This is a genomic window from Abditibacteriota bacterium, assembly GCA_017552965.1.
Taxonomy (GTDB): Bacteria; Armatimonadota; UBA5829; order UBA5829; family UBA5829; genus RGIG7931.
The window spans coordinates 1-11549 of the sequence record JAFZNQ010000120.1; the positions used below are offsets into that span (position 1 = coordinate 1).

Annotated in this window: 10 protein-coding genes; 9 read left to right on the forward strand and 1 reads right to left on the reverse strand. The window is 56.6% G+C overall.

What is annotated here, in order from left to right; translation table 11 throughout:
- Window positions 1-777 precede the first annotated feature (777 nt).
- Window positions 778-1317, forward strand: coding sequence for a hypothetical protein (locus tag IK083_10285; GenBank protein ID MBR4749941.1), 540 nt, complete (start codon window positions 778-780; stop codon window positions 1315-1317).
- A gap of 269 nt (window positions 1318-1586) precedes the next feature.
- A complete protein-coding gene (locus IK083_10290) occupies window positions 1587-2426 on the forward strand; it encodes a hypothetical protein (protein ID MBR4749942.1) in 840 nt (279 codons plus the stop codon).
- 256 nt (window positions 2427-2682) lie between these two features.
- On the opposite strand, the gene IK083_10295 is transcribed toward IK083_10290, so the two are convergent.
- On the reverse strand, window positions 2683-4416 hold the full coding sequence (locus IK083_10295) for a leucine-rich repeat domain-containing protein (GenBank protein MBR4749943.1): 1734 nt from the start codon (window positions 4414-4416) through the stop codon (window positions 2683-2685).
- Between the two features lie 296 nt (window positions 4417-4712).
- On the opposite strand from IK083_10295, the gene IK083_10300 reads away from it, so the two are divergent.
- The 7 genes from IK083_10300 to IK083_10330 form a co-directional block, all read left to right on the forward strand.
- Window positions 4713-5930: an OFA family MFS transporter gene (locus IK083_10300; GenBank protein MBR4749944.1), complete on the forward strand. Its 1218-nt coding sequence runs from the start codon at window positions 4713-4715 to the stop codon at window positions 5928-5930.
- 25 nt (window positions 5931-5955) lie between these two features.
- A complete protein-coding gene (locus IK083_10305; GenBank protein MBR4749945.1) occupies window positions 5956-7155 on the forward strand; it encodes an OFA family MFS transporter in 1200 nt (399 codons plus the stop codon).
- Window positions 7156-7193: 38 nt separating this feature from the next.
- Complete coding sequence (locus IK083_10310) at window positions 7194-8018, forward strand: hypothetical protein (GenBank protein MBR4749946.1); 825 nt, start codon at window positions 7194-7196, stop codon at window positions 8016-8018.
- Window positions 8019-8039: 21 nt separating this feature from the next.
- Window positions 8040-9368, forward strand: coding sequence for a tetratricopeptide repeat protein (locus IK083_10315; protein ID MBR4749947.1), 1329 nt, complete (start codon window positions 8040-8042; stop codon window positions 9366-9368).
- Window positions 9369-9370: 2 nt separating this feature from the next.
- Window positions 9371-10672, forward strand: a complete 1302-nt coding sequence (locus IK083_10320; GenBank protein ID MBR4749948.1) for a xylosidase/arabinosidase — start codon at window positions 9371-9373, stop codon at window positions 10670-10672.
- Window positions 10669-11343: a YggS family pyridoxal phosphate-dependent enzyme gene (locus tag IK083_10325; GenBank protein ID MBR4749949.1), complete on the forward strand. Its 675-nt coding sequence runs from the start codon at window positions 10669-10671 to the stop codon at window positions 11341-11343. The genes IK083_10320 and IK083_10325 overlap by 4 nt, the downstream gene beginning before the upstream one ends.
- A 9-nt stretch (window positions 11344-11352) precedes the next feature.
- A partial coding sequence (locus tag IK083_10330; GenBank protein MBR4749950.1) for a hypothetical protein occupies window positions 11353-11549 on the forward strand: 197 nt, incomplete at its 3' end.

An 11549-nucleotide genomic window follows, 5' to 3' on the forward strand; every position in this document is an offset into this window, starting at 1 on the left:
GAGATCCCCTGTAATGGAACCGCGAGCCACGGTTATGGACGAGCCCAACGGGACAGAGGTGCTGACTTTCCCGGCTGTGAGGGCTTCGTGTCCCGTTCAATAACGACGTCACTTCGGCGGTGAGGGCTTCGTGTCCCGTTCAACAAAAACGTCATCTCGGCGACAAGCCGTCAGGCTTGGCGGTAAGAGATCCCCTGTAATGGAACCGCGAGCCACGGTTATGGACGAGCCCAACGGGACAGAGGTGCTGACTTTCCCGGCAGTGAGCTTGATCCGTGACGGGGTCTGTCCTTCCATTACGGGAGATCTCTTACCGGTTTTCCGAGTGGAAAACCGCCGAGATGACGTCTGAATTGGCCGCCGGGACGACCGGCCCAACGGGACAGGGAATACGTTCTTCCGCACTTCTCATCAGTACTGTAGCCGGGGTCTTCCCATTTGCCCCTCCGGCTGTGCCGGAGTAATGAACGGCCAAACGGGCCCCTCCTGAACTATACCCCGCAAAATCGTGAGATTTTGTGGGGTATAATGACGGGTTCCTGACCGCCGGATCAGCGTGGACGACACCCCGGGGACGGGATTCCCTTCGATAGGAATGCGAGCCAAGGCAATCGACTGGCCCAACGGGACAAAAAGGCTCGCCTGTGGCGGAGATTCTTGGTATAAATCTTTTTTTTACGGGACTGTTTGACATATGGTTTTACTTACGGTATAATTAAAGTCGTTATAAGAATACTTCGCAGAACGATTTCTGCGTTATAAATTAGGAGAATGGCTATGAAACATTCCTGCGAAATGATGTCCGCCGTGTCAAACGGCCGTGCCCGATGGAAGTATGTGTATTGCTTGCTGGCAGTATTCCTGTTGCTGGGCAGTTCCTCTCTGTGTGTCTCCGACACGCTCTATGTGCCCAACTATGATCCCGATGTCAGCAACCTCTCTCCGGCTCTCAACGGGGGGTATCCCTTTACTCTGTTTGCCAACAATCTGTTTGTGAATTCCTTCGACGGCAATATCAATTTTGTTCTTCCTCTGAACGGTTCTATAAGCACCCCTTACGCCTTTAACGATACGGACTATCTGATGTTCACAGACCCTGTGACAGGACAGGTCATATACAGCCCTTCTTCAAGCGGGATAATATATAACATCTATGACGGCAATTATTATGACGCTACCTGCGGCGCGGGGCCCTATGAGTGTTCGGACGCAGGGTTCTTGCAGTATCTCCGTGATAATTGCAGGATATGTGTCGGCAATACATCCTATTCAGGTAATGATCTGTTGTTGGAAGATTTTATGGACGTTATAGAGTGAGGTGTGTCATGAAAAAAACTATTCTATTGCTCTGCGTATTGGCCAGTTTGTTTGTATGCTCGGCGGCATACGCCGAGAAAGATTTTGACTTGTATATCAAAAACAAGGTTTACATGAAAAAACTGTGTTTTCCTTTGTTTCCATTTCCGGCGTATCTTCAGAATGCCTGCGATACCGGCTCCGAAGAATACGGAGTGATGATATCCGGCTTTTCAAAAAACGTCTATAACGCCCGGATGGTCCAGGTGAGAAAACTATTTGGTGAAAATGTGAAAAGGCTTGGAAAGCTGTATTATACTTTTGAAGGTGATATTGTTCTTTCCAGGATCGAAAAGGATCTTGAGAAGGTCTGCAAAGAGCTTCCGGTGATAACCGAGCAAACCATCAACGGCGAATATACATACACTGTGTATGACGGCGAAAAATACGCTAAGGACCTCTACACGATATCCCTGTTTGGCGTATTGAGAAAAAACGGCCGTATCATATGGTATGGCACCCAGAGTGGCGATAGTCAAATACTACGCCTGAGAAAGCTTCCTTTGTTGGACGAAAAGGAGCTGTCGGACGGCCGCTATCTGGTGGTAACTGATGATGCCGAGTATTACGTGGAAGACCAGGGCGAAAGACTGGTAGCGGAAACGTATGTGGGCAACAGGACCCTCGCAAACCCAAAAATCGATTCTCCCGAATACAAGATCCTATCGGACAACGTGGTGCGTCAGTCCTATTCCGACGGCAGCGTGGAACATTGGAAGATTAGCCTTTCGGACGAGGACGTTGAAAAGAACCGGGAAAAATGGCGCGAGACTTACACCCTGAGCGACGGCCATTTTGCAAAGTATGACGCCGGAGACAAGCATCTGCTGTGGTGGAACGGAGTCGGCAAGTGCCTGGGCATCAACAACAGGCAGGCTATGTGGTGCTATCACGAGGGAGGTGAAGAGCCTTCCGCCGAAAGCTACTTGGAAATAAGCCTGGCAAAGGTTTCCGGCGTAAAGGACAATAATACCCAAACGGCAAACGCCAAAGACGAAACAGCCAAAAGCGGATGGTTTTCCGGCTTGGTGGCGAAGGTGAAGGGCTTCTTTGCCGGACTGTTCGCGTAAGTTTGACGAATTAATGAAGCAAAGCAGGTCTCGTCCGGGACCTGCTTTTTTTACCCCCGCAAAATCGTGCGATTTTGCGGGGGTATAATGATGTGTGCTTGAACGGGACAAAGCCGAGTTCGGCTGGCAGTGCAAAATAGTGTGCGGGCAGGCGCTCTGCGCCTGCCGACACACATTATTATTTTTTGCTTTGTGCGGGCAGGCGCTCTGAGCCTGCCCGCACACATCTTCTGCGCCGCCGGCGGCGCCGGGGAGCCTAATCGATGATCTCGCAGGCTATATTGGCCCTGGCGGCAAAGCCGCAGGCGGCGGAGTCTGTCCGGCACTTCACCGTGAGCAGCCTGGCGCATTCGAAGAAGGCCCACTCGTCTATGACAGTGTCCATGCCTTCCACCCGGAGATCCTTGAGGGTCTTGCAGTAGAAAAAGGCCGATTTGCCTATGGTCCTGACGGATGCGGGGATGAGCATCTCGTATATGCCGGAGCAGGCGTAAAAGGCTCCTTCTTCTATGGTCTCGGTGTTTTTGGAAAGGGTGATCCTGCTCAGCTTTTTGCAGCCGGCGAAGGCCCAGGCCCCTATGCACGTCACCGTGTCCGGGATGACAAAGACCGTGTCTTCCCGGGAGGCGGGGAACTTCAGTATCTTCTTTTTGTCGGCTGTGTAGAGTATGCCGTTGTCGGACACGTAGCCCGTGTTGCCGGGCTCGACGACGATCCGGGACAGGGCTTTGCAGGCGTCGAGGCATCTCTTGTCCAGGGTGGTCACCGCCTTGGGGATGGTGATCTCCGTCAGCTTTTTGCAGCCGGCGAAGGCTCTGGAGCCGATCCTTTCCACCGTGGGGGGTATGTGGAGCTGCTCCAGACGCTTGGCGTTGTAGAGGACGCCTTCCGGCAGCAGTGTGACGGAGGAGAGCCTGATCCTTTGCAGCCTGTCCATATGGGCAAAGGCCCAGGCCCCTATGGAGGTGACCGAGTCGGGCAGGTCGATCTCCCGGATGGACTTGCAGCCGTTGAAGGCCCAGGCGCCTATCTCTTCCAGTGTGTCCGGGAGGGCGACGCTGGTGAGGCCTTCACAGCCGTCAAAGGCGCATTCGCATATGGAGGTGACTCCCCGGGGGATATTGATGCTTTTGAGGGATTTGCAGTAATAAAAAGCCCTGTTTTCTATGCTGGTGAGGCCGTCCGGCAGCACTATGTCCGAGAGCTTTTTGCAGCACAGAAAGGCGTTGCCCGATATCCTGGTGACGCTGGAGGGGATATTGATGCTCTCCAGCTCCCTGCAGCCTCTGAAGGCTCCCACGCCTATGCGTTTCAGACCGTCGGGCAGCACCACCCTCTTGACCCTGGCGTCGTAGAAGGCTGTCCGGCTGATGGCTTCGGTCCCCCGGGGGACCCGGTATTCCTCGTCTTCCCGGCCGCTGGGGTATCTGAAAAGACGCTTTTTGTCCTTGGAAAAGAGCACGCCGCCTATGGAAACGCAGTATTGGTTGGAAGCGCTGACCTCGATCTCCTTGAGGCCGTCGCAGGCCTCAAAGGCGTACTGGCCCAGATCCATCAGGCTGTCGGGGATGCGGATGGTCTTCAGGTGATTGCAGTAAAAGAAGGCCCAGTCCTCTATGTTCAGCAGGGAGTCGGGGAGTATGACTCTCTTGAGATTGTCGCAGTAGGCAAAGGCCTTGCGTTTGATGCTCGTGACGCCGTGGGGGATGGTGATCTCGTAGATGTTCTTGCAGCCTCTGAAGGCCTCGGGGCCTATGGCCGTGATCTCCCGGTTGTTGATGATGGGAGGCAGGATCAGATTCCTGTTGTTGCCCTTGTAGGAGGTGATCATGCCTTCGTCGCTGACGGTAAAGTCTTCCGGCTCGGTGTGAGTGTACACAAAATCCCTGAGTATATTGCCGCTTGCGTCCACTATACCGCATTTCGTGCCCTTCAATGCGAGAGCTCTGCCGTCAATAAAATCACTGATAATTTTGAACTTATCAGCCATGGTGTTACCTGCCTTATATTCGCCGGGCTCCGCCGGCGTATGCATGTCATTATTATTTTATCACAAAACGGGGGTGATATCAAGACAGACCCTTGTGCCGGCGGCGGATATGTGATATAATAAAATGCTATGTATCAGAAAACCGGCGCGCGGTCTGATCTTTGGCAGTAGTATTGACGCCCCTGTGTATGCTATAATCATATATAGGTGTATGTAAATATATGACGAAGCTGAAAGACAAAGACCTTTTGCGGACAGCCGTGTCCCGGCGCTGGCTGATCCTGTTGGCCGGATTTATGACCTGTCTGTGTGAATCCATAATGTATGCCACGGGAGTATTTATGGCTCCCATCATGCAGACCTATGACATCAGTCCCGACAACACGGCTCCCGCCGCCCTGGCCTTCAGCCTGCTGGTGGTGTTCATAGCGGTGGGCACCGTGGCGGGAGGCGTGGTCAACGAGAAAAAGGGCACCCGGCCTCCCATCGTGGCCGGCAGTATCCTCTTTGCGGCGGGGCTGTTCACGGCCGCCCTGTCTGCCCGTATCGGTCAGCTGTATCTGCTGTATGCGGGCTTTGGGATGATCACCGGGACGGGAGTCGGCATGATATACGGCTCCGTGCTGGGAGTCATCGCCAAGTGGTTCCCGGACCGCAAGGGGTTTGCCACCGGAGTGGTGGTGTGCGCCGTGGGCGGAGGCCCCGTGCTGCTGGCCCCCTTTGCCAAGTGGCTGCTGAACGGTCTGCAGCTGTCGGGGACCTACTTCGTGTTCGGCATACTGGTGTCCCTGATCATGTTCGGCGCCGCTTTGGTGCTCAACGAGCCGCCCGAGGGCTACGCTCCTCCGGGCAGCGGCCCTGCCGAAGGGCTGCCGGGCTCCCGGGGCAGGGACTACACGGCGCCGGAGATGCTGAGGACAGCGCTGTTCTGGCTGGTGGCCTTTTTGTATATGGCCGGCTCCTTTTCCGGTCTCATGGTCATCAGCGACGCCGAGACCATTACCCGCAACGCCATACGCCAGTCCGGCTTTCAGGGCGGCTCCGGCTATGCGGTGGCGGGCATCATGCTGCTGGCGGCGGCCAACGCCTTCGGGCGCCTGTTCTGGAGCACTCTGTCGGACCGTATCGGCAGGATCACCTCCCTCATCATCATGTTTGCCATTACCGGATGCGTGATGCTGAGCCTCAACAGCCTGGGGGGCTCCTTTGGAGGCTTTATGCTGGCTCTGGCGGTCATAGGCTGCTGCTTCGGCGGCTATCTGGGTATGTTTTTGCCTATATGCTCCGATTTCTTCGGCAACAGAAACATCACCCTCAACTACGGCATTTTGTATTCGGCTTTTGCTCTGGCCGGTATCCTGGGGCCCATGACCGAGTCCTGGATGACCGACGCAGCGGCCAATCAGTGCGCAGCATATATCTCGTTTGCGGGCCTTGCAGTGGCTGTCGCAGTGCAGATAGTGTATATCAACAAAAAGGCCCTGCCGCCCGACTCTGCGCGGCAAAGCCTTTGAGAATATAAGAAAAGGGATACGAAATATGAACAAAAGCAGTATCAGATGGATCATCCTGTTTGCCGGCTTTCTGGCAAACATGTGTCAGGGACTTGCGTATGCGTCCTCTGTGTTTATGGCGCCCATCGTCGCCACCTTCGGAGTGGAAAAGGCTCAGGCGTCTCTGGCCTTTTCGCTGATAGTCGGATGTCTGCCCATCGGCTCCATCGCCGGCGGCTTCATCACCGGCAAGAAGGGCCCCAGACTGCCCATAGTGCTGGGCAGCGTCATCTTTTGTCTGGGGCTCATAGTGGCCTCCTTTGCAGTCAAGGCCGACAATATGGCCCTGCTGTATGCAGGCTTTGGCGTGATGATGGGTATCGGCTCCGGTATGGCCTACGGTACCATCGTGGGCGTGGTGGCTCAGTGGTTCCCCGACATGAGAGGCTTTGCCACGGGTCTCGTGGTGGCCGCTCTGGGCGGCGGGCCCCTGATCCTGGCTCCCTTTGCCCAGTGGCTGCTGAACACCTATGAGCTGCAGGGGACCTACATGATACTGGGCATTCTGTTCATGGTCATCATGGTCTGCGCCGCTCTGGTGGTCAAACAGCCCGAGGCCGTGGCCGGCAGCAAGGCTGCCGGAGGGACCGGCAGGGACTACACCGCCGGCGAGATGCTGAAGACCTCCACCTTCTGGCTCATAGCCTTTATGTATGCCGCGGGAGCCTTTGCCGGCCTGATGATAGTGAGCCAGGCCAAGGGCATCACCCTGGACGTCATAGAGGACACGGGCTTTGTCACCCAGAATCCCGAGATGCTGGCAGTCACCGGCGTCATGGTGCTGGCAGTGGCCAACGCCTTCGGCAGGCTGGTGTGGGGCGCCGTTTCTGACAGACTGGGACGCATGCCCGCCCTCATCATCATGTTTGCCCTGAATTGTCTCATCATGGCTTTTATGACCATCATCAGCCAGAGCTTCCCCGGCTTTATGGGAGCCCTGGTGCTGGTGGGACTGCTGTTCGGCGGCTATCTGGGACTGTTTCCTTCGGTCTGCGCGGACTATTTCGGCAGCCGCAACGTGTCGCTTAATTACGGCATACTGTTTGCCGCCTTTGCCGTGGCCGGCGTAGCCGGTCCCATGGTGGGCGCTCTCCTGGAGCCCGTGGCGGCATACTGCACGGCAGCCATTCTGAGCCTGCTGGGCCTGGGCGCCACTATCATAGTGTCCAAAAAAAGAACTGCTTGATGAAAGCGCTCCTGCCGCTCTTTATTGTTCTGTGCCTGATGGGGACAGGCTGCGTGTCCCGCAAGCCCGCCCCCGCTTCCCCCGGGAAGCAGGCCCCGGCTGCCGCCCCCGCGCCGGAAAAGGCGCCTGCCGCCGCTCCCGCCGCGGAGGATACCTCCCGGCCCGTGGGGGAGGGAGATATGACCGCCCCCAAGGGCTACCGGTTCATCAAGGGCATCAGAGGCGATTTTGACTGCGACGGCACGGAAGAGAAGGCAGGCCTCTTTGAGAGGGAAAAGGAGAGCTACAGCAGGGAAAAGCCCAAGTATTTTCTCATAGTGGAGTCCGCCGACGGCCGGGCTCTCATGAAGACGGGCGACGTCATCCATCCCGACGCCGCCATGTACGTGAAGCCGGTCACCCGCAGGGGCTACAGAGAGCTGCTGGTCACCGACTACCACGGGGGCAAAGAGGACTTTTACACCGTGTTCGTGTACGGCTGGAAAAAATACAAGGGCGAGCCTGTGTTCGGCGCCCTGTTCCGCATAGTGGGCGCGGTCAGGGCCGGCGACAGCGTGCTGCTGAATGACGACAACAATCTGGTGAAGGTGTTTTCGGTGGCGTCGGACGGAGATATGCTGTCCGGCGAAGCCACCCGCTTTGCGGCCAGAGAGCTGTATTGGAAAAACGGGACCCTGGTGTTCAAGAGAGAGAGCATGACCAGGAAAAAGTATGACGGTACCGGCAGGCACCCCAACGGGTTTTACAGGGAGCTGGGCTACGACGAGCCCTTTATGCTGACCCGCAAGCCCTTTGAGGAGCAGGAGGAGGCTCCCCGGGAGCCGGAAGAGAACAACTCGCTATTCAAATTTTTGCACAAATAAATATATTGAAGGAGCTTTGATATGAATGGAAGCCAACTGATGACCGGCAGTCATTTGATGACCGCTATAGTGCTGGTCATTGTCGCGATAATCGCAATCATCGTAATCGTATCCATCCGCAAAAAGTTTTCCAGAGTGATCGTAAAAAAGGCAAAGGTGGCCATAGTTCCGGGCAATGCCGAAAAGCATTATCAGCTGGGGCTGGGGTATATGAACCAAAAGCTGTATTCCGACGCCATTGACGAATTTACCAACGCGCTCAGGTGCGACAAGCAATACGTCAAGGCGTACCGCTCCCGGGGCTTTGCCTTTTTCAAGACAGAGCTCTATGACGACGCGGTGAAGGATTATGAGAGAGCCATCATCCTGGAGCCCCGGGACGAGAGGACCTATCTGCAAAAAAGCGACGTCCATCTGAAGATGGGCGACGCCAAGAATGCTCTCCTGACTCTGGAAAAGCTGATCAACATCTCTCCTGCCAACGAGCAGGCCTATATGAAGCGGGGCGTGGTGTTCCGGGCGGTGGACGAGATAAACAGGTCCATAGCCGATTTCAACAAATGCATCGAGATGGATCCCGGCAATGAAAAGGCCTACAACAACCGGGGCCTGACCTACTTCAAGGGCGAAGCGTTTGACCAGGCCATTATGGACTATTCCACCGCCATAGATCTGAACAAGACCTATGCCGAGGCTTACTACAACAGGGCAGTGGCCAAGAACAAGATAGGCGACGCCGAAGGCGCCAAGGCGGACATGAAGCGGGCCGGCGAGCTGAACCCGAAGTTTGCGGTCAACAGCTACGTGAAGAGGGCCGGCATGTCCGTGTACAGCAAGCAGGTCACCGACTATTCCAAGGCCATCAGCGAGAACCCCAACAACCAGTCTCCCTATCTGGCCAGAGCCATCGCTTACAGAAAGCTGGGCAACATACAGGGCGCCCTGCAGGACTGCGACTCAGCTCTCAAGCTCAACGACCGGGACAGCGAGTGCTATCTGGTGAGGGGCGAGGTGCAGTTTTACGCCCGCAACTTCGAGGAGGCGGTGAAGGACTTCAGCAAATCTCTCAGTCTGCGGCATGACGCCATCACCATGTATTTCAGATCCATCGCCAAACGGCGGGCCGGGGACTACAAGGGAGCCATCGAGGATCAGGCAAAGGCTCTGGAAATGAGGCCCCGCCTGGCGGACGACTATATCAACAGAGGCTACGCCAAGGACAACACCGGCGACTTTTTGGGAGCCGTGGAGGACTTTGAGATGGCCAGGGATATATTCAGGGAAAAGCACGAGGAAGAGAGAGAAAAGCAAATGGAAGACCTGATCAAAAAGACGAGCAGGAGAAAATGAGCATGAAGACTATCCTTCTTCTTCTGGTGCTGACGCTGCTGCCTCTGTGTGTGTGCGCAGTCAATACAGACTGGGGCAAGCTGTCCGACATGGATTATGACCAGGTGTGCGCCAGGACCTTTGTGGTCCCTCAGGTCAAGAGGATATCCGGCGCCGTGGATCCCAACGGCATCCCCGGCAAGGTGATGTGCGGCTATCAGGGCTGGTTTGCCGCCGAGGGAGACGGCTACGGACGGGGCTGGTATCACTATCAGGGCGGCCGGGGCTTCACTCCCGAGTCCCTGACCATAGACATGTGGCCCGACACCTCCGAATACAAGGAGCTGTATCCCACGGCATTCAAGAACCCTGACGGCACCACGGCCGGGATCTTTTCGTCTCTGGACCTGTCCACCACCCGTCTGCACTTTTCCTGGATGCGTCAGTACTCCATAGACGGCGTGTATCTTCAGCGGTTCGTGGGTGAGGTAGCCGGCCGGGACGGCCTGTATCACAACAACATAGTGCTCCACAACGCCCGCATCGCCGCCAACGAATACGGCCGGGTCATCTCCATCACCTACGATTTTTCCGGGCAGGGGAGAGAGCTGGTCGACAACGTCAAAAAGGACTGGATGCGCCTGGTGGACGACGCCCGTATTACCAAGGACCCCGCCTTCCTGCGCCACAACGGCAAGCCCGTGCTGGAGCTGTGGGGCGTGGGCTTCAACGACAACCGCCGCTACACCATAGAGGACTGTATAGAGCTGGTGGACTGGCTCCACAACGACCCCAAATACGGCGGCTGCTACGTGGTCATAGGCGTTCCCGACGGCTGGCGCGAGCAGAACAGAGACTGCATCAAGAGCGACGCCATGACCGAGGTGCTGGACAAGGCCGACTGCATCAGCCCCTGGGCCGTAGGCAGATTCGGCAGCATCAGGGAGTTTTCCGATTGGGCTCTGGCCAAAGCCAGGGCTGACTACGAATGGTGCGTCAAGCGGGGCAAGATCTTCATGCCCGTGGTGTTCCCCGGCTTCACCTGGCACAACATGAACCCGGACAGCCCTCTGAACTCCATCCCCAGGATGAAGGGCAAGTTCCTGCAGGCCCAGTACAGGGGCCACGCCTCCTACGGCGCCGTGTGCGCCTATCAGGCCATGTTTGACGAGATAGACGAGGGGACCGCCATATTCAAGGTCACCAACAAGCCGCCCACCGGCAACGGAGCCGTGTTTGCCGACCTGGAGGGCATGCCTTCGGACACCTATCTGAAGATAGTCAGAGAGGGCAAGAGGCTGATACAGAGGAACGTCAAAAAGTGACAGAACGCATAGCAGAGGTCCGTCGTCGTATAGACGAAGCCGCAAAAAGGGTAGCCGCCAAAGAGGTTACCCTTATTGCTGTCAGCAAGACAAAGCCCGTGGAGGCCATCAGGGAGGCTCAGGCCTGCGGCGTCACCGAGTTCGGCGAGAATTACGTGAATGAGGCCCTGGCAAAAAGCGAGGCTCTCGCCGGCACCCCCTTTCATCTGCATTTCATCGGGCATCTGCAGACCAACAAGGCCGGGCGCATAGTGCCCGCGGCCCGCCTGATACACTCGGTGGACTCTCTTCATCTGGCCGCCGGGATAGACAAGCAGGCCCGCAAGGCGGGCATAGTGAGCTCCGTCCTCCTGGAGGTGAACATCTCCGGCGAGGCTTCCAAGTTCGGCTTTGAGCCCTCCGGGGTCCTTGATGCTGCCAAGAGGCTGGCGGACGAATGTCCCGGCCTGCGCATATGCGGGCTGATGGGCATGGCCCCTTTTCTGGAGGACCCGGAAGGGACCCGTCCCTATTTTGCCTCGCTGAAAAAGCTGTATGACGCCCTGGACCCTTCGCAGCAGATATGGCTGTCCATGGGTATGAGCGGCGACTACGTTCAGGCCATAGAAGAGGGCAGCAATATGGTCCGGGTGGGAACGGCCATCTTCGGAAGCAGAGATCATAACAAATAGGTATATATCATGAGACTGTGCAGTATTATCATCATCCTTGTGTCCCTGGCCCTGTGCGCCACCGGGGCGCAGCTGACCCGGGACGGCAAGGCCCTGTCGGTCATAGTGTGTCCCGCCGGCTCCACTCTCCCCGAGCAAAATGCGGCCCGGGAGCTGTCCTCCTATATAGAGAAGATATCCGGGGCCCGGCTCCCGGTGGAGGAGGC